Origin of the sequence: Enhygromyxa salina (assembly GCF_002994635.1) — a bacterium.
Lineage (GTDB): Bacteria > Myxococcota_A > Polyangia > Nannocystales > Nannocystaceae > Plesiocystis > Plesiocystis salina_B.
Window position 1 is genome coordinate 137,646 of record NZ_PVNL01000044.1, and the last position, 20,495, is coordinate 158,140.

General features: G+C 68.6%; 14 protein-coding genes. 5 read left to right on the plus strand and 9 right to left on the minus strand.

Features of this window, described 5'->3' with window-relative positions; genetic code table 11:
- Positions 1-44: 44 nt before the first annotated feature.
- Positions 45-1,058, plus strand: a complete 1,014-nt coding sequence (locus ENSA7_RS10945) for a methyltransferase (protein WP_106089177.1) — start codon at positions 45-47, stop codon at positions 1,056-1,058.
- A 66-nt stretch (positions 1,059-1,124) separates the two neighbouring features.
- Here the strand turns inward: ENSA7_RS10945 and ENSA7_RS10950 are convergent, their stop codons facing one another.
- Entirely contained in the window at positions 1,125-3,491 is a 2,367-nt protein-coding gene (locus ENSA7_RS10950) for an FG-GAP repeat domain-containing protein (RefSeq protein ID WP_146157571.1), read from the minus strand.
- Positions 3,492-3,620: 129 nt separating this feature from the next.
- On the opposite strand from ENSA7_RS10950, the gene ENSA7_RS10955 reads away from it, so the two are divergent.
- Entirely contained in the window at positions 3,621-5,171 is a 1,551-nt protein-coding gene (locus tag ENSA7_RS10955; RefSeq protein ID WP_106089181.1) for a ferritin family protein, read from the plus strand.
- Between the two features lie 7 nt (positions 5,172-5,178).
- Here ENSA7_RS10955 and ENSA7_RS10960 read toward each other — a convergent pair whose 3' ends face one another.
- Both ENSA7_RS10960 and ENSA7_RS10965 read right to left on the minus strand, forming a co-directional pair.
- Entirely contained in the window at positions 5,179-5,802 is a 624-nt protein-coding gene (locus tag ENSA7_RS10960; protein WP_106089182.1) for a leucine-rich repeat domain-containing protein, read from the minus strand.
- Between the two features lie 33 nt (positions 5,803-5,835).
- Entirely contained in the window at positions 5,836-6,438 is a 603-nt protein-coding gene (locus ENSA7_RS10965) for a 2OG-Fe(II) oxygenase family protein (protein ID WP_106089183.1), read from the minus strand.
- A 294-nt stretch (positions 6,439-6,732) separates the two neighbouring features.
- Here ENSA7_RS10965 and ENSA7_RS10970 point away from each other — a divergent pair, with 294 nt between their 5' ends.
- A complete protein-coding gene (locus ENSA7_RS10970) occupies positions 6,733-8,271 on the plus strand; it encodes a parallel beta-helix domain-containing protein (RefSeq protein WP_106089184.1) in 1,539 nt (512 codons plus the stop codon).
- A 6-nt stretch (positions 8,272-8,277) separates the two neighbouring features.
- Positions 8,278-9,588 (plus strand): SO2930 family diheme c-type cytochrome, encoded by a 1,311-nt coding sequence (locus tag ENSA7_RS10975; RefSeq protein ID WP_106089185.1) that lies wholly within the window; start codon positions 8,278-8,280, stop codon positions 9,586-9,588.
- A gap of 13 nt (positions 9,589-9,601) precedes the next feature.
- On the opposite strand, the gene ENSA7_RS10980 is transcribed toward ENSA7_RS10975, so the two are convergent.
- The gene (locus ENSA7_RS10980) at positions 9,602-12,523 is read right to left on the minus strand and encodes a PEP/pyruvate-binding domain-containing protein (protein ID WP_106089186.1); all 2,922 of its coding nucleotides are present in this window, start codon (positions 12,521-12,523) and stop codon (positions 9,602-9,604) included.
- Between the two features lie 59 nt (positions 12,524-12,582).
- On the opposite strand from ENSA7_RS10980, the gene ENSA7_RS10985 reads away from it, so the two are divergent.
- Positions 12,583-14,571 carry an SEL1-like repeat protein gene (locus ENSA7_RS10985; protein ID WP_106089187.1) on the plus strand — a complete coding sequence of 663 codons (1,989 nt, stop codon included), beginning with the start codon at positions 12,583-12,585 and terminating at the stop codon, positions 14,569-14,571.
- Here ENSA7_RS10985 and ENSA7_RS10990 read toward each other — a convergent pair.
- From ENSA7_RS10990 to ENSA7_RS11015, 5 genes are all read right to left on the minus strand, one after another.
- Positions 14,559-15,155 carry a DUF2203 domain-containing protein gene (locus ENSA7_RS10990; RefSeq protein WP_106089188.1) on the minus strand — a complete coding sequence of 199 codons (597 nt, stop codon included), beginning with the start codon at positions 15,153-15,155 and terminating at the stop codon, positions 14,559-14,561. The genes ENSA7_RS10985 and ENSA7_RS10990 overlap by 13 nt on opposite strands.
- A 93-nt stretch (positions 15,156-15,248) precedes the next feature.
- Entirely contained in the window at positions 15,249-16,769 is a 1,521-nt protein-coding gene (locus tag ENSA7_RS10995) for a hypothetical protein (protein WP_181233631.1), read from the minus strand.
- Positions 16,770-16,805: 36 nt separating this feature from the next.
- Positions 16,806-18,338, minus strand: a complete 1,533-nt coding sequence (locus ENSA7_RS11005; protein ID WP_146157572.1) for a hypothetical protein — start codon at positions 18,336-18,338, stop codon at positions 16,806-16,808.
- 66 nt (positions 18,339-18,404) lie between these two features.
- Positions 18,405-19,178: a carbon-nitrogen family hydrolase gene (locus ENSA7_RS11010; RefSeq protein WP_106089191.1), complete on the minus strand. Its 774-nt coding sequence runs from the start codon at positions 19,176-19,178 to the stop codon at positions 18,405-18,407.
- A 32-nt stretch (positions 19,179-19,210) separates the two neighbouring features.
- Positions 19,211-20,389, minus strand: a complete 1,179-nt coding sequence (locus ENSA7_RS11015) for a pyridoxal phosphate-dependent aminotransferase (RefSeq protein ID WP_106089193.1) — start codon at positions 20,387-20,389, stop codon at positions 19,211-19,213.
- Between the last annotated feature and the right edge of the window lie 106 nt (positions 20,390-20,495).

The following is a 20,495-nucleotide window of genomic DNA, read 5'->3' on the forward strand; positions in this document are numbered from 1 at the left end:
ACTTTTTTCCAAGGCACGCCGCTCGCGCGACGGTACACAGGGGCGTGGACACACCTCCCGCTAGCCTCCTCTACCGCCTCGCGACCGCCCACTACGTCTCGCACGCGCTCCACGCGGTCGCGGCGCTTGGGGTCGCCGAGCAGCTGACCGATCGCCCCCGCTCGGCCGAGGAGCTCGCCGCCGCCACCGGGACGCACGCGCCGTCGCTGCGCCGGGTGATGCGCCTGCTCGTGACCGAGGGCGTGTTCGTCGAGCAGGACGATGGGCGCTTCTCGTCGACGCCGCTGTCCGAGACGCTCGCCGGCGGGTTCGCCGACGCGGTGCAGGTCTTCGCCGGGTCGATGGTGCACCGACCCTGGGGCGACCTGCTCGAGACCATCCGCACCGGCGACAACGCGTTCGAGCGCGTCTACGGGCAGGGGCCGTTCGAGTACCTCGCCGACCGTCCCGAGGAGGGGGAGCGGTTCGACCGCACGATGGCGTCGTTCACTCGCTGGATCGCAATTGGCGTCGCCAAGGCCTACGACTTCTCCGAGCTCCGCCGCGTGATCGACATCGGGGGCGGGGAGGGGGCGATGATGACCGGCGTGGTACGTGCGCACCACCACCTCGAAGGTGCTGTGTTCGACCTGCCGCGGGTGGGCGCCGCCGCCCGGGCCCACATCGCCGCGGCCGAGGTCGAGGCTCGCTGCGAGTTCGTGGGCGGCGACTTCTTCGAGGCGGTGCCGGCTGGGTACGACGCCTACTTGATCAAGCACGTCATCCACGACTGGGACGACGAGCGGGCGACACGAATCCTCGCCCGGATCCGCGAGGCGATTGGTGACGCTGACGCGCGCCTGCTCCTCGTCGAGGGCCTCTATCCGGCGAAGGTCGACGCCTCGTTCGTCGCCGCTGGCGCCGCGCGCAACGACTGCAACATGATGGTCGTCACCGGCGGCCGACAGCGCACCGAGGCCGAGCTCGCGGCGCTCTACGAACGGGCGGGCTTCACGTTGTCCCGCGTGATCCCGACCGACGCCGGCGCCTCGATCATCGAGGGCATCCCGGTCCGCTGAGGACGTGACGGTCGGGCCCGATCAGCACTCAGACCTCCCAACAGCTCGACCCCACGCGAGCGCGACCTAGCCAATGTTCGGGCACACGTCGACCGGAAGCGTCGCGTTGTTGTCTTCGATGCACTCGTTGAGCGCGCCGCCCCCCATGCCGTCGTCGTCGACCGTGACGGTGACCGTGAACGGATTGTCGTGCGGCGCAGCCACGGTCAGCTGGACCTTCTCGCAGGTGCCCGCAATGATCGCGCCGTCGGTATACTCGACCCCGAGCAGCCCGGCGTCCTCGTCGAAGAAGCTGACGGCGACGCCGGGACCGACGCCCAGGCAGCCCTGGTTGCAGACCCGCACGCTCAAGGTCAGGTCAGGCTGGCAGGGGCCGACGGCCTGAACGTCCTGCGGGACCAGATCGGGCGCGCAGTTCTCGACGCCGCCCTGCGAGTTGCGGCGGTAGGAGTTCTCGGGGTTGCCCATCGGCGAGAGCCAATTCGACGCTTCGATCACCGGGATCCCGCCCTTCGCGTCGACGTTGGTCACGTGATAGGTGTGCTGATTCCAGATCGGCAAGGTCGCGACCCAGTTGTCGAGGCGATCCTCGAATACCTCGATCCCGGCGTCGCCAATGTTGCCTTGGCCGCTCCAGTTATTTGTGGCGACCACGATCTCGGCCTTGAAGTCGCCGTCGACGTCGGCGACCACCGGGTACTCGCTGCGGGTCTGCGACGAGTTGATGTCGATGAACAGGATCTCGTCGTCGGTCATGATCCCGTCGCAGGCCGGGCCCGGGACCATGAGCGCGCAGTCGGGCTCGACGCCGGGGTAGATCCGCAGGTACCACTCGTCGAAGTACACGACCTCCGAGCGGCCGTCGCCGTCAAAGTCGAACACCGATGAGCCGGTGCGGCTCGACGAGCCGTCCTTGGTGTCGGCGCGCCACAGCTCGGTCAGGGTGTTGAGCCCGTCGTACTGCACGACCACGTAGAAGTCGCCACCAGCGAGGCCGACGTCGGGCAGGCCGTCGCCGTCGAAGTCGGCGATGTTGGGGGGCCCGCCCGCGCCGCCGCCGGGGATCTGGATGCTGGCCACGGTCGTGCCGTCGATCGCGTCGAGCACGTCGATCCAGCCAGAGCGCACGACCACGACCTCGGGGATGCCGTCGAGGTCGAGATCGCCGAGCCCACAGTAACCATCGGCGCCGTGGTCGGTGTTGTTCCACATGACGGAGCCGACAAAGTCGACGCCGACGGTGCCCGTGAAGGCGTAGGCGGTGCCGCCAGCGATCAGGTCGGGGCGGAAGTCGTCGTTGATGTCGGCGACGCACGAGAGCTTGCCGACGCTGCCGTTGTTGCCGTGCGAGTTGCTGCCTTGCCACAGCAGCGCGCCGTTGCTGTCGAACACGGCGCGGCCGTAGGCGATCTCGGCGTTGCCCTGTCCGTCGAAGTTGGCGATGCTGACCCCGCCGGACTTGCCTCCGCCCGTGTAGTTGTCGGACTTCCACAGCGGGGTGCCGTCGGCCGCGAACGCGAGCAGGTTGAGGCCCTCGCCGGGGGTGACGATCTCGGGGACGCCGTCGTAGTCGAGGTCACCGATCGCCGCGCTCGCGGCCGAATCGGTCTGCCAGGCGGGGTCGTCGATCGTCCACACCTTGGCGCCCGTGTCTCCGCGAATGACCCGCAGGACCCCGTTCTCCGTGTAGTTGGGCGGGGCAAAGGAGTTGAACACGATCTCGGGGATGCAGTCGCCGTCGAGGTCGCCGACCACGGGGGTCGCGACGGACTGGACCGCGGCGGGGAGGTCGTCGGGCGCGGGGTCGAGGTGCGACCAGGTCACCGCGCAGGTGCCCATCTCGCAGATCTCTTCGGTCTGGCAGTCGGTCGCCGCGTCGACGCAGGGTCGATTCTTGCGCGCGCCCCAGGTGAAGCGCGGGACCGGGTCGAACACGCCAGGCTCGGGCTGAAACACGCAGGTGTCGTCGGCCAGGTCGGGGACGCAGGCGCCGAGATCGGGATCGCAGACCTCACCGGTGCCGCACACCGAGCGGGTGTCCGTGGCGCAGCTCGACGGCTGGCAGGGATCGCCGGGGACGATGCACCCGCCCGCGAAGCAGACCTGATCTGCGGTGCAGCACTGACCGGGATCGCTGCCGCACACCGGGTCGCCGCCACAGTCGATCACGCAGCTGTTGGTGTCGAGATCGCAGACCTCGTCCGCGTTGCAGCACTCGCCGCCGCACACGACCGGGCACGGATCACCGTCGCCGTCGCCCGCTGGATCGCCGTCGCCGTCGCCTGCGGTCGAGTCGGAGTCTGCAGTGCCCGACTGGCTCGCCATGGTCACTCCGGTGCCCTCTTCGTCGTCGACCGCGGGCGTGTTGTCGCCGCAGGCGAGCGCGAGGGCAGGGACCAGCAAGGTGCACAGGTTCAGGGCAGATCGACGCATGGCCGGATCATACGTCGCTCCGATCCGACGCGGAACGATGATCAGCTCGGGGACGCAGGAATTAATGGTTTTTGGCGTGGCTGTGACATTCTCGCGCGGCTGCCCAGTCGTTGGGTTCGAGTCACGACCATGAAGATCAAGCTGGACTCCCTGCACCTGACGATCCTCGCCGCTCTCGGCCTGGCCTGCGCCTCGCGTCCGGCTCTCGACGACGACGGCGCAACCACGACGACCAGCAACGGGACCGCGGGGACCGACACGACGGGCGGGACCGAGACCGGCGGGGTCGAGCCCCACGTGTGCGAGAACCCAGAGCCGATCTTGCAGGCGGGCACCGAGCTGCCCAGCGGGTTCGTGCGCTGCGACGACGGCTTCATTCACCGCAGGGAGCAGCTCGAGTGTGTCGACCCGCAGGGCGCGGACGCGGCGTCGTGCGCGAGCGACGGGGGCGGCAGCTGCCAGACCGGGGCCGACTGCATCGACCACGAGCATGGTCGCTGCGTCGAGGACCCGTTCGGCGGGTGCCTGTGCGAGTACGGCTGCGCGACCGATGCCGACTGCGCCGCGGGGTTGATCTGCGCGTGCGCGGGCGTGACCGGGGATCACTCGATTTGCATCCCCGCGCACTGCACGATCGACGACGAGTGTGGTGAGGGGCTGTGCGGGCTCAGCGAGTACGAAGGCTGCTGTGGGACCAGCTTCTCGACCGCGTGCGCGGCCCCAGACGCGAGCTGCCACGTCGACAGCGAGTGCGGCGAGGCGCTGTGCGACCCGAGCCTGCCCGAGAGCGAGCTGGTCATGTACGAGTGCGCGGCCGAGAGCGACGCTGGTGAGGACGCGGGCGACTGGACCTGCAAGCCGCCGGGCTGGTGCGGGTGCGACTGCGGGCGACCCTTCTTCGTCGACGGCGAAGCTCGGGTCGCGGCCACGCTCGCGCGGGCGGACTGGTGCGACGAGCTGCGGCCGCGGTTGCTCGACGCGCGCACGCGTCAGGTGTTGGCGGCGCGTTGGTCGGAGATCGCCGCGTTCGAGCACGCGTCGGTCGCTTCGTTCGCCCGGTTTGGACTGCAGCTCATGCAGCTCGGCGCGCCGCCGCAGCTGCTGCGCGACAACCAGCGCGCGCTGGCCGACGAGATCGTGCACGCGCGGCTGGCCTTCGGGTTGGCGTCGGCCTACGCGGGCGGGCCGGTGGGACCCGGCGGGCTCGATGTCGGCGCGGCGCTCGAGCGCGAGACGGATCTGCGCGGGATCGTCGAGGGATTGATCGTCGAGGCGTGCATGGGCGAGACGCTCGCGGCGATCGAGGCGCATGAGGCCGCGCTGTGGGCCGAAGATCCGGTGGTCGCGGCGGTGCTCGAGCAGATCGCCGCCGACGAGTGGCGCCACGCCCAGCTGGGGTGGCGGTCGCTGGCGTGGATCCTCGATGGCGCCGAGCCAGAGCTGCGTCGGTTTGCGCTGTTCGTGCTCGAGGCTGGCGTGGAGTCGCTGGGCATGGCGACGGCCGCCGAGGGAGGCGCGCCGGGCGAGGACGACGGGCAGCTGCGCGCGCACGGCCTGCTCGATCCGGTCGCCCGACAGGAGCTGCGCCGCGCGGGGGTCGAGGCCGTGATCGGGCCGTGCGTGGCCGCGCTGCGCGAGCGCCTGGCGAGCGGGCCGAGCGAGCGCTGGCTCCGGAGTTGACGATCGCTCACCACGCGGACAGGTGGTCGTCGAAGTCCGTCACGATCGAGACGTAGCGCCCCAGCACCCGCGCCGCCTCGCGCAGCTGCTGGGCCCCGGCCAGGGTGATCTGCGTCCGCCACAGCGTCATCCCCCACAGCGTCGTGCTCCCCTGCAGCAGGCTGATCGCCCCCGCGCCGTCGATCTTGGTCCCCAGCAGCGAGAGCTCCTCGAGCGCGGGCAGGCTCGCCAGTGGCGACAGGGCCTCGCTATCGAGCGCGGTGTTGTCATCGAGCACGAGCTGGCGAAGCTTCGGCGGCGCCGCCCTGGCCAGCGCGATGATCCCCGCCGGACCGATCTCGCAGCGACATACGAACAGCCGCTTGAGCCCCGCGATCAGCGGTGAGCTCGCCAGCGCGGTGAGCCCCTCGTCACCGATCGGGTTGTCGTCCAGGCCCAGGCACTCGAGCCCGATCAGCGGCTCGGCGCTCGCCAGCACCTGGGCGGTCTCGAGGCCGAGCCCCGCCTTGCCCGTGATCAACACCTGAACGTCAGTCGATGCAGGATCCAGCGCGATGGCTCGAACTTGCGCCGCCGACAGCGGCGCCCGTCTGTGGATCGCATGGTTGATCTTGCGCTGGCGGTCGCTCATGCGGGAGAGCCTCAGCCTCGAGTCTGCCACAGACTACACGCGATCGGCGCGATATTGTGGCCAGTCGGCGCTGTAGAACACCTCGGTCTCGAGCACGAACTTGCGGCCGCGCGAGACCACATGATCGATGTGGGTGAGCGAGTGTGGGAACACGCAGACCCGACCGGTCCGGGCCTGAACCGTGCGACCGAGCTGGGGAAATTCGACGCCGCCACCCGTGAAATGATCGTTGAGAAACACCAACACGCTCAGCTGGCTGAGCTGCCCGTCCGCGGTCTCGCGCGCCGGATCTGTGTGGGACCGCGTGCCCTCGCCCCGGCGGTATTCGATGCAGCGCAGCAGTGGCTTGAGCCCGGTGAGCTCGGCGCCTTCGCGGGCGGTGGGCAGCTGCGCGAGCAACCGGTAGTACAGCCGCAGGGCCATGATCGGCAGGTCGAGGACGGCGAAGCGTGGGCGGTCGCGGTCGTCACCGACCAGGCGGCAGGGTCGGTCGGAATCGTTTGCGCGGCGCGGCGGCAACGCGTGAGGACCGTTGGCGGCGCGGAGCAACTCGGCGGTGGTCGTGAGCCAGCTGTCGGTGTCGGCCTGCTTGATCAGCGCGCGGCAGCTGCTGGCGTCGAGCACATCGTCGATCACGCGGAGCGCGGGTGCGCGTGGGTCATGGGGCAGGGCAACGAGTTCGCTCGATCGCGGGACAAGCTCACTGGGCCATACGGTCATGCGGCCCGATAGAGCACTCGCTGTACCAACCGGCGCCCTCGGTCGATGTTATTGATATCATTATAGTTTTAGATTGTGTCGAACCGCGCACCGGGTCGCCGATCGGACACCGGGGTCAGACGGCGATGAATCTGGCCACTGACCCGAGGATCGTGTGCACGGGAGTTCTTTGGGTATGCTTGCGCCCGTCCGCTCCGGAGACCACTCGACATGAACTACACCATCGACTCGCTCAGCACCGCCTCTCGCACTCTCTTACTCGCGCTGCCGCTCGCGTTTCCGCTCATCGGATGCGGCGACGACAAGCCCGCAGACACGGCCGGGACCGAGGACACGACCGGCGATGGTGACGGTGATGGCGACGGTGACGGTGACGGTGATGGTGATGGCGACGGTGATGGAGACGGCGACACCGAGCCCGATCCCAACTATCCGCTGTGTTCGTGCGACCAGTTCGAGGGCGCCTGCGTCCAGGTCAGCGCCGACGACGAAGAGGGCCTGCAGATCGCCGCGAACTCGCTCGAAGACGACACCACCTTGGTGCTCGGGCTCGGCACCTTCGAGCTCGACAATCAGGTCACGATCCGCGCCAACGGGATCACCGTCTGTGGTCAGGGGATGGGCGTCGAGGGCAGCTTCGACGCTGGCACCAGCCTCGACTTCGCGGCCCAGGCCACGCAGTCCAACGGCCTCGACGTGGTCGGCGACAACTTCACGGTCAGGGACCTCGCAATCGTCGACGCCAAGAAGGACGGCCTGCGCATCGAGGACTCCGACGGCGTCACGATCCAGCGCGTGCGCGCGACCTGGCGGCTCGAGGGTGACGCGAGCAACGGCTCGTACGGGCTGTATCCGGTCAAGGTCTCGCATGTGCTGATCGAGGACTCGGCGGCGTACAACTCGTCGGATGCCGGCATCTACGTGGGCCAGTGTCAGCACGCGATCGTGCGCAACAACATCGCCAAGCAGAACGTCGCGGGCATCGAGATCGAGAACACCCAGTTCGCCGACGTCTACGGCAACCTGGCCGAGGACAACACCGGCGGCCTGTTGATCTTCGATCTGCCGGGCAACCCGGTGATCGGGCGTGACATCCACATCCACGACAACATCGTGATCGACAACAACCGGCCAAACTTCGCGCCGGGTGGCACGGTCAAGGCGATCCCGGTCGGGACCGGGACCTTCGCCATGGCCTCGCGCCGGGTCGAGATCAACAACAACACCTACGCCGACAACGGCACGTCCGACATTGCGATCCTCAGCGGCCTGGTGATCGAGGGCGACCCCGAGGCGTGGGCCCTGTCGATGGCCGAGCTCGTCGGCGACATCTCGGGGCTCGAGCTCCCGACCAACGGCGACACGGTCTACAGCTACCGGACCAACAACGTCTACATCCACGACAACACCCACTCGGGCAGCGGCACCAACCCGTATCTGTCGACGATGGATCAGGAGTTTGGCCTGCTGCTCGCGGTGGTCTACGGCCAGGATCTACCGATCGATCAGATTCTGTACGACACCGTCGAGGAGTCCTCGTTCTCGCCGAGCGACGCCGGGATGAACTCGAACGACAACCAGATCTGCATCGGCACCAACGAGGGTGGGAGCTTCGCCAGCATCAACATCGAACCGCTGTCGGTGATGGGCGGTACGGTCGACGATCTGTTCCGGCCGGCGGCCCCCTACACCCCGTTCGACTGCAGTGACCTCGCGGGCGGGCCGATCATGCCCCCGGACATGGACTAAGTCGGCATGCGTCACCCAACACCCACACCGGGGCGCGACCTCGGCATCGGCGCCTGCTCCAAATTATCGAGCGGCCTCACGAGCGTTCTGATGGGCCTGGGGCTGGTGATCGTGATCGGCTGTGGTGACAGCGGGGGTGACGATCAGGCCACCAGCGCCGACACGACCACCGAGTCGGGGTCGGGGAGCTCGGACGAGTCGGCGGGCACGGACACGGACACCGAGACCGAGACCGGCGACACCGGGGTCGAGCTGTGCCCGACCCAGGGCGTCGACCTCGACAGCCCGCCGCCGGAGCTGCTGTCCGACATGTGCCTGGTCCGCTGGGATGGCGATCAGCTGCAGTACGAGGACAACGTGTACGCGTATGACCTCAACACCGTGCTGTTCAGCGACTTCGCGCTGAAGGGCCGGGCGATCTACATCCCGCCCGGCGAGACCGCGACCTACGTCGACAACGGCGTGATCGACTTCCCGGTCGGCACGGTGATCCTCAAGTCCTTCATGTTCCCCGCGGATCTGCGCGAGCCCGAGCTCGACATCGATCTCATCGAGACGCGCGCGCTGATCCGCTACCCGGACAAGTGGAAGGGCTACCCGTACATCTGGGATCACGAGCTCGGTGACGCGGTGCTGACCGTGCAGGGCGAGGTCCGGCCGGTCGACTTCATTGGCCCCGACGGGATCGAGCGCACGGCGACCTACTTGGTCCCGCAGAAGAACCAGTGCCTCGAGTGCCATGAGGTCAAGGACGAGCTCGACGAGACCGTGGTGGTCCCGATCGGGCCGCGGCCCCGCTACCTCAACCGCGAGTCCAGCGTCGTGCCGGACAGCAACCAGCTGAGCGTGTTCGCCGACGCGGGGTGGCTGACCGGGGTGCCGGCGATCGACCAGGTGCCCAAGGCCTGGGACCACCGATCTCTGGCTGACACGCCCGTCGATCAGATGGACGACGCGACCCTCACCACGGCGGCGCGCGACTACCTGGACATCAACTGCTCGTACTGCCACAACCCGCGCGGGGTCAACGGCATCTCGTCGCAGCTGTTCTTGAACTGGGACAACGAGGACGAGTTTCACCTCGGGTTCTGCAAGAAGCCCGGCTCCGCCGGCAAGGGCGGTGAGAACCGCCACTTCGACATCGTGCCGGGGGACGCGGAGGCGTCGATCTTGGTCTACCGAACCGAGACCCTGGACCTGGGCTCGATGATGCCGCTGATCGGGCGCAGCTTGGTGCACGAGGACGGCATCGGACTGCTGCGGGCGTGGATCGACGGGCTGCCGCCGGACGACTGCCTGCAGACGCCGGACCCCTGAATCAGCGCCGCGCTCAGCGGCGGATCAGCGAGCGCAGGAACCCGTCGGGCGACGCGTACAGGACCTCGACGCCGCACGGCGCCGCCTCCTCGCTGAGCAGCTTGCCGCCAAACAGGACCCGCAGCAGCCCGTCGCGGGCTTCGAGTCGATCGAGCCCGACGCCCTCGGTGTTGGCGACGCCCCCATCCAGGACCAGCTCGACCGACCACGGCGCTCCGAGCTCCATGTTTGGATGGGTGACGGCGGCGTAGTCGAGGTGGTCCAGGTCGAACTGCCGCAGCCCGCCCGCGAGCCCGTGCGCCTGCAGCCGGACCCGCGCCAGGAACGGTGAGCGCGCGTACCCGAGCGACGGCGTCATGGGGTCGGTCCACAGCTCGAGCAGATCGACGTGGGTGTGCGGGCCCCGGCAGCTGCGCTTCTCGATGCGATCCGCGAACAGCAACAGGTCGCGCGGAACCGGCTGCGTGAGCAGCTGCTCGGCGCCCGCCGGGACCCCAGGGTCGAGGCTGCGGACTTGCTTGATGATCATCCGCGGCGCCGAGCGGCTGCCGCTCGCCAGCGCTGGCCAGCCCGCGTCGAGCTCACGAAACTCGATGTCCAGGGTGACGCGCCCCCGCGCGCGCGGGCGCGGCAGGCTCTGGTTCTCGATCTCGATCCAGCGCGCGGCGATCGCCAGCGACTCGTCGAACAGTCCGGCCAGCGCCGCGTCGTCGAGCACATACGCGTCACTGGCCGAGACCTCGCTGGGCTTCCCGGCCCGCTGGACCCGCTCGATCTGCGGGTGCTGATCGGCCCCGCGCCAGACCACGCGATCGACCTCCGGCAGCTCGCCGACGTGCTCGGGCGGCGGGTTGGTCACGCTCAGGGCGCCCCGCTGCACGTCGACCTCCATGCTCGCGCGGGGCCCCGGCGCAGCTTGCTGGGCGCCGCCGCGATCGGCCGAGAGATCCAGCGTGAAGGTCAGCACCCCGTTGCTCAGCTCGAGGTGATCCTCGAAGCGGGCGTGCACGAGCACGGCCATGTCGCCCGCGAGGTGATCGATCCCCGCCAGCTCGCGCTCTTCGAACGCCTCCCAGCTCCAGTACGAGGCCCAGGTCTTCTGCATCGCCCACGCGACTGTCTTCTTGCGGTCTGACTCGTCGGCCTGCGCGTCGGCCTGCAAGAACCCCGTGTTGCTGTCGTACAGCCCCGCGCCCGAGAACCCCTCTACGTCTTCGACGGTGCTCGATGAGCGAAACCGCAGGCCCTGGTTCGCCGCGAACGAGCCAAAGTGGGCGCGCAGAGCCGCCTCGAGCTCGGCGTGGACGTCGGCGCTGAGCGGCTGATCCCGGATCGCTCGCTTGATCCCGTCGCGGACCAACAAGTTGGCGATCGCGTCACGCTTGGCCTTGTTGGGCGGGTGCGCAGCTGCGAGCTGCTTGGCCCACGTCTGGTCGGCGTCGCTCGCAAACCGTTGATCAAACGCTTCGCGGCCCTCGAGCAACAGATAGCGGACCCGAGGGTCGTTCGTGAAGCCGGGATCGCCCAGCACGTCGGCGATCAGCGGACGCAGCGGCGCGAGGTGTTCGGCGTAGGCGCGGGTCGTGATCGCCAGCGGCCGATCGGGCATCGTCGCGCCCGCGGCTCGCAGCACCACGAACCCCGCCGCCTTGCCCCCGATGATCCCGCGCAGCTCGGGCACCCGCGACGCGACCTCGCGGTCGAGATCCAACGCATAGGGCAGGGTAGATGGATCGACGCGCGACAGCGTGGGCTGACGTTGGCGCGCGAGCCCACGCCAGCGGGCGTAGTCGGCCTCGGTGATCGGCTCGAGCGTGAGCTCGCCGTCTGGCTGCGCGAGCAAGACCACGGGCGCGTGCACGCGAGACAGCTGATCGAGGTGGGCGTCCTCGAGCAGCCCACCGATGTACGCGTTGGGGATCCCACGGTTGCGGGCGAGCAGGTTGACGTGGGCGAGCGGGGTCTGGGGCACGGCCGTCAGCAGTCCGGCCGCGGCGGGCAGCTCGTCGGGCACCGAGCCCATCATCCAGATCACGCCCGCGTTGCCCTCGGTCAGGACCTTGGCGGCCTGCTGCGGATCGCTGGGGAGCTTGCGCAGGCGCCCGGCGATCAGGCCTGGGTTGTAGACCTCGATCTCACCGGGGATCGCCAGCTCGGCGTAGCTGGTGAGCTGCTTGGCCAGCGGGTGGTCGCGCGACTGCAGCTGCGCGACCAACTGTTCTTGCGAGGGCGAGCGGGCGATGTAGCGCAGGTTGTCGGCGATCTCGGCTGGCAGCGAGCCGCGCAAGGTCGCGAAGAACAGCTCGAGCGCGGGGCGATCGACCGCGTCGCTGTACTCGAGCTCGAACCCCCACAGCTCATCGCGCGGGTGCTCCCCGGTGCGGGCCGGCGTGTGCACGATCGTGCCGATCCCCAGCACCCGACGCTCACGGCGGATCGAGATCTCATAGAAGTGGTCGGAGTACAGGCGCCCGTCGATCATCCGCATGCCCAGCGGCGGGGTGGTCTTGTCGGTCTGGACCCAGTCGACGATCTCCTCGACCGTTGCGAACGCGTGGCCCGACACCGGTCGCTCGCGCGAGCCCGGGACCGGCACACCGTTGAGCAGCCGAAACCAGTACCACTGGTCGTGGAACTCGTAGAAGCGCGCGTCGAGGTAGCGGATCTGCTGGGTCTTGGGCTCGCCGAAGTCGAGGATCACGAACTTGAGCGCCGCGGCCCCGGTCACGCCGATCGCAGCGTGGGCGTCGAAGTGGGCGCGGTCGTCGATGCGCGCGAACGTGTGGTCATCAAAGCCGTCGTCCTCGGGCCACTCGGGCGCGGTCGTGGGGCACCCGCTGATCGAGATGATCACGATGACCATGAGGATCATGGCGAGCAGCCAAGCGGGCGCAGCAGACAGCGGCGGGCGGGCCATGGCGCGGGCGTCGAGCATGTAGACCAGGCCAGTGTACGCCTGACGTCGCCGCTTGGGTTCAGGTAGACTCCCCGCGAATGCAACGGACGCGCGGTGCAGGGGCGTTGTGGCGAACCGCTTGGCTCTCGCTGGTCTCGCTGGTGTTGCTGGGCTGCCGGCCGGGGCCCGAGTCTGGTTGCGCCGATCCAGTCACCTGTGAGCGGGCCTGCTCGGCGCGGTCGCCCGACGCTTGTTTCATGGCCGGCCGCATGTACGCGGTTGGGATCGGCTGCGGTCGCCAGCCCGAGCGCGCGCTCTCGCTGTTCGAGCAAGCCTGCAACGCCGGGTACCCGAGCGGGTGCACCTATCTCGGGGCCAGCTACGAGCTCGGCGTGGGCGTCGAGGCCGATCGCGATCGGGCCCAGCGTCACTACGAGACCGCGTGTAACTCTGGCGACGGGCGGGCCTGCGTGGGGCTCGGCGCGCTGATCCAGGCCGAGCATCCCGGTCTGGCCACCGAGCTGTTCGAGCGCGGGACCAAGCGACTGTCCGAGAGCTGCCGCGCCACGCCCGGTCCCGACTGCGGCGCGCTCGGGTTGGTGTACGTGCAGGGGATCGGCGTCGAGGCGAACTTCGAGCTGGGGCTGCAGCTGTACACGGTGGCGTGTGCTGCTGGCGACGTCGAGGCCTGCGGGACCGCGGCCGAGCTGCTGCGTGGCGTCGACCCGGACCGCAGCGACAATTTTTATGGCCAAGCCTGCACCGGCGGCTACCTGTATGCGTGCGTGCAGCAGGGCGTCGATTTGCTGCTAGCGACGGGACCGGACGCCAACCCAGAGGCTGGGGTCGCGCGCTTGCGGATGGCCTGCGACGCCGGCGAGCCCCGGGCCTGCGCGACGCTGGGCACCGCACACATCTCTGGGATCGGCGTGGCGGTCGACGAGCGTGAGGCGGTGCGTCTGTACGAGCAAGGCTGCAAGGCCGGCGACGGCTACGCGTGCGGCAGCCTCGGGCTGTTGTATTCGCTCGGGACCGGCGTCCCGCGTGATCTCGAGCGAGCGGGCGAGCTGTTCGCTAGCGCGTGCGAGGCTCGCGACGCGATCGCGTGCGGCAACCTCGGCTGGATGCACCTGCGTGGGATCGGCCGAGCGCAAGACAAGGACGGCGGCGTCGCGCTGCTCGCGAGCGCCTGCGAGGCCGGCGATGGGCGCAGCTGCTATCGGTTTGGCCTGTACGCGGCCGAGCAGGGCGACGAGGCGGCCGCGCCCCGCTGGTGGCGACGCGGCTGCGAGCTCGGCAGCCCCGACGCGTGCACGGCGTTGTCGGTCTCGTTCATCGACGGAGAGCTCAGCGCGGGAGATCAGCGCGTGGCGATCGACCTGGCCCGCTACGGCTGCCAGGAGGGCAGCGCGGCCGGGTGCACGCTGGCTGGGCAGATCTTCGCGCTCGGCTGGAACATCGACGAGGATCGCAGCACCGCGGAGGCCTACTTTCGCTATGCGTGCGACCTCGGTGACGTCGACGGGTGTGAAGTGCTGGCGACCTGGCTAGCCGACGGATCGGGCGACGGGGACGAGACCCGCCAGCTGTGGGCTCGCGGTCGCGAGCTGCGTGATCAGGCGTGCAAGGCCGGCGAGCACCAGGACTGCATCGTGCTCGGGGCCTACTACGTGCGCGGCCTCGGGGTCGAGAAGGACACGGTCCGCGCGCTCGAGCTGTATGGCCAGGCCTGCGACGGCGGCGTGATCGTGGCGTGCACCCACCAGGCCCAGATCCTCATGACCGGGACCGGCGTCGAGCCCGATCACGCGGGCGCGGTCTCGCTGTTCGAGCGCGCGTGCGCGGCCAAAGACGAGCTCGCGTGCACCTGGCTGGGCCTGGCGTACCACCGCGGGCGCGGGGTCGAAGCCAACCCCGAGCAGGCCGTCGCTCGCTACGCGCGGGGCTGCGAGCAGGGCTACGCGTTCGGCTGCATCGGCATGGGCAAGCTCCACGAGCAGGGCGTTGGCGTGGGCAAGAGCAAGCGCGCGGCCAAGAAGTTCTTCGCCAAGGCGTGCGAACTCGGAGCCCAGAGCTACTGCCGCTGAGGGTTGGCCACGCGCTGGCGCTCGGCGCCGTCGGACGCCTGCGCACGCTTGTCGCCAGGCTCGGGCTCGGCGTCGTCGGGCTCGGCGTCGTCGGGCTCGGGCTCGGTCTCGGTCTCACCCTCGAACTCGGCGGAGAACCGGTGCCCCGCGATCGGGCGGCGTCCGTCGAACCCGTCATCGACCCCGTGGAAGCTGCTGATCTCGGCCTCGCCCAGCTTGAAGCACAGCAGCACCTCGTGGGTGCCGTCGCGCCAGCTGCGAAAGTCGACCAGGCCGTCCATGACCCCTTTGACCTCGGCGCCGAGCGCCTCGATCTGCGCGACGCTCTCGCGCAGGGCCAGGTAGATCATGCGCGCCCGCTCGAGCGCGTCGCTGCCTTCGTCGGAGTTGGGCTCGTCTTCGTCGGGCGCGGCGAGCTGCTCTTCGCCGCGCAGCAGCGCCCAGTTGATCTCGTGTCCGTTGTCGCTCAGGCGCGAGATCGCCTTGCGCAGGTGACCGTGCAGCTGCAGCGCCTGACCCATCAAGCTTCGAACTCGCGGTAGCAGCGCCTGAGCCTGCTCGAGGGTGAAGTAGCGAGTTGCCACTGGTCCTCACTAGACCGAGCCCCGGCGCGAGTCAACCGGTGCTTGGTCACGTGCAGATCAGGGCGAGATCACGTGCCTGCCGAGCTGAACCACTCAGTAGCTCAGCACTTGGCCCTGCAGCCGGACGAGGTTGTTCACGCCGCCCAACCATACGACGGTGAGGAGGTTGCCGCTCGCCGACATGTGCACCTGAGTTGCTAGTTCGCTCGCCGGCCACGGTGCCTCGTCTCCGACGTCGGTGACCAGTGGCAGCTCGGGTCCGCTGAAGCGGCGGATGTGGACACGCTTGTCCACGCTGTCGGGCCACGCGAACGCGAAGGTGCCGTCCTCGAGCGCAGCGACGTCACCGTTCGGATACCCGATGCTTGGAATCGAATCCTGCAGCAGCCACGGCGCGCCATCGGGCGCGAGCTCGGGATTGAGCTGCGCAGCCCAGATCTTGCGGTCGTTGCTCGCGCCCCCGGTCCAGATCAATCCCACGCGATCGTCCTCGGCGATCGCCAGCTTGAGGCCGGAGCGTTTCTCAGGGGGGAGGCTGACCTGCACAGGCGCGTCCTCGATCCATCCGAAGTCGCTGCTGCGTAGCTCGATATCGCAGCTGTTCGGATCCATCGCGTCGCACGCGACCCAGGCGACCACCGAGACGCCGTTGCGCAGGGCGATGACGGGCCACCCGGCCGGGCGCTGGGCAAAGTCGGGGTTGGCTAGACTTGCGACCGCGACAGGGATGTCGAGCGCGTAGTTGTAGCGCCGCAGGAACACCTGGCCATCTTGCAGCCACACAAAGGTGGCGATGTCGCCGTCGAGCACGCCGTTGGCAGTGTTCACGGCAGCAGGGCCGAAATAGATCGGCCAGGACGAGGCCGGGGTGTCTGGGCCGAGCCGAATCGAGAACGCGTCGCGGCTGCTGCTCATCGCGTCGAGCCCGGTGAGCACGGCGTAGAGGTTGTGGGTGTCGAGGTCCTCGCTCGCAATCAGAGCGCGCACGTCGGACAGCATGAACTCACCGCCCGTGGTCACGCCGCCGCCGAGTGGCACCGCGAATTCGTCGAACCACCGCACTCGGATCTCCGAGGTGGCGTACGACGAGTAGGTGACCGCGAACACGCCATCTTCGAACATTGCGACGTCGGGATAACCGACGTGGGCGCCCGGAAAGTCATCGAGCTGGGCGACGTAGGGCGAGTGCGCGCAGAACCGGCAGCTGCCGCCGCAGTCGACCTCGAGCTCGTCACCGTTCTCGACGTCATCGATGCAGCTCGGCGCCGCGCACTCGTCGGCGTCGCAGACCAAGCTCTGACAGTCGTCGCCGATCTCGCACGCGCTGCCCTGTTCGCACGCGCTGCAGCTGCCGCCGCAGTCGAGGTCGGTCTCGTTGCCGTCGAGCATGCCGTTGTCGCAGTGCCCGGGATCTGGGTCGCCGTCACCCGGATCGCCGTCACCCGGATCGCCGTCGCCTGGATCGCCGTCGCCTGACTCGCCGTCACCTGCGTTGTCGCTGGTCGCGGACTCGCTCCCGTGCTCGCCGGCGTCGATCAGCGGATTCGGACCGAGACAGCCTAGCAAGCCCATGAGCGCGCCGAGCCCACCCAGCGCAACCAGTCGCAACTTCATCGTCATAGTCTATCGGCTCCTGCACTCACGCTGAGCTCAAAAGCTCAGCACCTGGCCCTGGATCTGCGACGCCATGTCGACGATGCCCGACCAGACCACGACCAGCCGGTTGCCCATGGTCGAGATGCTGACGGTGTCGGGGGAGGTCACTCCGGGCCACGGCGCTTCGTCGCCGAGCTCCGGCAGCTTGGGCTCGTTGGGGCCAACGAAGCGACGCAGGTGGACCCGGTCTTGGACGGTGTCACCCCACGCGAACGCGAAGCTGCCGTCCGACAGCGCGGCCACGTCGGCGCGGGTGGCGATGACCAGCTTGTTCTGCAGCTCCCACTGTGGGCCGTTGGTGGCAAAGGCTTCGGTGAGCATGCGCGCGCGAACGCTCATGTTGGCGTTCAGGTCGAGCCGGTTCCAGACCACGGCCGCGCGGCCGTCATCGGCGAGCGCGACCTTTGGGAACAGAAAATATTCGCTGACGGTCGAGACCGCGATCGGCCCCGCGTCGATCCAACCAGCGTCGAAGCGACGGACCACGACGTCGCACTCGGCATCGTTCACGCCCAGACACCGAACCCACGCGACGACCATCATGCCGGCGCTGTTGCGGGACACCGTTGGTTGCCGGCCGATGTAAATGCCGGGTTCGGTCTCCGCGGCGAACGGTGTGATGTCGATCCAGCTGCCGCCTGCGACCTCGTAGTCCCAGCGGCGCACGAGCACTTGGTTGTCCTGCAGCCAGGTGATCGTGAGGCGGCTGCCGTCGAGGCTGAGGTCGCCGACGCTGACATTCTTGTGGACTGGGTTGACCCGTGCCTTGGTCAGCACGGTGGTCGGATCGCGCTGGACCAAGAATAGATCGGTCGACCCGCTCATCCCGTCGAGCCCGGCCTCGAGCGCGTGGATGGGGTTGCCCCGGCCAGCCCCCGCGATCATGTAGATCGGGTCGCCAGCGGTGAACGCGATCTCCTCGTGGACCTCGAGGTCGGGGCCGTTCGCTGCGCCGAGCTCGTCAAACCACCGTGCCCGCGCCTTTGCGGGGCCGTTGTAGGTCAGCGCGAAGCTGGCGTCGGCGAACATCGCAACGCGTGGATTGGTCGCCGCGCTGCCTTCGAAGTCGTCGAGCTCGGCGCGAAATGGGCTGTGTTCGCAGAACTTGCATGGGCCGCCACAGTCGAGCGCGAGCTCGTCACCGTTGTGGACGTCGTCGTCGCAAGTTGGGACCGCGCAGATCGAGTCATCGCAGACCTGCGACGCGCAGTCTTGGGGCTCGACGCACGCCAAGCCATTGTTGCAGGGTTCACACGGGCCGCCACAGTCGACGTCGGACTCGCCTGGATCGAGCGCGTCGTTGCTGCAGGTGTCGCCGTCGCCGGTCTCGCCATCGCCATCGCCATCGCCGTCGCCGTCGCCATCGCCGTCACCATCGCCATCACCAGTCTCGGCCGCGCTCTCGCTGTTGTCCTCACCCGCGTCGATCAGCGGGTTGGGCCCGAGGCAGCCCGCGCTCAGCAGCGTCAGGGCGAGGGCGAGCGGCGCGAACCTTCGCGACCCGCGGTCGTGGACCATCCATGTCATTTGCGAAAGCCTAACACCCACTGCCGCACACCCGCGCCAGTTTGGCCATCGCGCATCACGCGGACGTCAGGTCGGCGGGGGTCGGCGATCGGCCAGCACCGGGAACTTAATCCGCGCTTCGCGAACGCGCTCGCTGTCGATGTCGGCGATCAGCATCGTCTCGTCACGGCTGGCCGCGACCACGACCTCGCCCCACGGATCGATGATCATGCTGTCACCGCTGTAGACCACGCCGCCACCTTCGCCGACACGGTTGAGGCCGACCACCCAGGCCTGGTTCTCGATCGCGCGGGCGCGCAGCAGGGTCTTCCAGTGCTCGCGCCGCCGCTCGGGCCAATTGGCCACGATCAGGTACAGGTCCGTGCGTTCAGCGAGCGCCCAAAAATCATCGGCGAAGCGCAGGTCATAACAAACGAAGGCGCTCAGGCGCACACCCTCGATCGTGCGCGTGAGTGTCTCGTGCCCCGCTTGATAGTGCTCATGCTCGTTTGCGAACGTGAACGGGTGGCGCTTGCGGTAGCGGTACAGCTCGCCCGCCGGCCCCGCCAGCACCAGCGTGTTGGCCGGGCGCTCGGCCCCCGCATGAGGTTGCTCCGGGACCGACCCACACACCCACACGCCCAGACTCGCGGCCTGCTCGCGCAAGAAGCTCACGCTCGGTCCGTTGGGCGGCTCGGCGATCTGCGAGGTGTTCATCGAGAACCCACACGCGTACATCTCGGGCAGCACGATCATCCGCGCGCCCGCGGCCGCCGCCTCGCGCAGCTTGGGGATGAGGCGCTCGAAGTTGGCGGCGGGCTGCTCCCAGATGATCTGTGTCTGCAAGGCGGCGATGCGCATGGCGGTAGCTCTCTATATCCCAGTCTTCGGGGTCACGGCCGCTTACCTTGGAGTTTTCGCAGGCGGACCAGCGCCTCGTCGAGGACCGCGTCGGTCTTGCAGAACGCCCAGCGGACCAGGTGCTTGCCGGCCTCGCGGTCGCTGTAGAACGCCGAGGTTGGGATCGCCGCCACCCCGATCTCTTTTGGCAGCATGCGACAAAACTCGAAGTCGTCGTCCCAGCCGAGCGGGCGGATGTCGGTCTGCGCGAAGTAGGTCCCGGCCGGGGTCAGGACCTCGAAGCCGACCGCGGTGAGCCCCTCGCACAATTTGTCGCGCCGGGCCCGGTAGTCAGCCTGGAATTGTTCGAAGTAGGAGTCTGGCGCCCGATACCCGTGGGCCATCGCGTGTTGAAAGGGCGTGCCGTTGCAGAAGGTGATGAACTGGTGGGCGCTGCGCAGCGCCCGGGTGATCGGCGCGGGCGCGCAGCTGTGGCCGATCTTCCAGCCAGTGAACGAGAAGGTCTTGCCCGCCGACGAGATGACCACGGTGCGCTCGCGCATGCCCGGCAGCGAGGCCAGCGGCACGTGCTCACCCTCGAACACCAGGTGCTCGTAGACCTCGTCGGAAACAGCCAGCACGTCGTGCTCGACGCACAGCTCGGCGATCAGCTCGAGCTCGGCGCGCGAGTAGACCTTGCCCGACGGGTTGTGCGGGGTGTTGACCAGGATCGCCCGGGTCTTGGGAGTGAACGCGGCGCGCAGCTGCTGCGGATCAAAGGAGAAGTCGGGCCCGCGCAGGGTCACCAGCTTCTCGTGGGCGCCAGCCATGGCCACGCTGGCCCGGTACGAGTCGTAGTAGGGCTCGAACAAGATGACCTCGTCGCCGACTTCGCACAGCGCGGCGAGGGTCGCGTAGATGGCCTCGGTCGCCCCCGCGTACACGGTGATCTCGGTGTCGGGGTCGTAGCTGAGCCCCCAGAACCGCTGCTGGTGCTCGGCGATCGCTCGGTTGAGCTCGGGGATCCCGTGGGTTCGGCAGTACTGGTTGTGGCCGGCCTGCATCGCCTCGATCGCGGCTTGCTTGATGAAGTCCGGTCCCTCGAAGTCGGGAAACCCCTGACCGAGATTGACCGCGCCATGCTCGATCGCGAGGCCGGTCATCTCCGCAAAGATCGTGGTCCCAAAGCCTTGAAGACGGGAGCTGAGCCAGGGCAGGCGTGTGCTGGTCATTGCGCGGCAGTGTACCCGCAAAGGAGGGCGCGCAACGTGCTTCGCGGTGTTTTGGCTCCGGCTTCCATACTGGCGAGCTGGCAATGTTCTCGGCATAGTCCGTCGC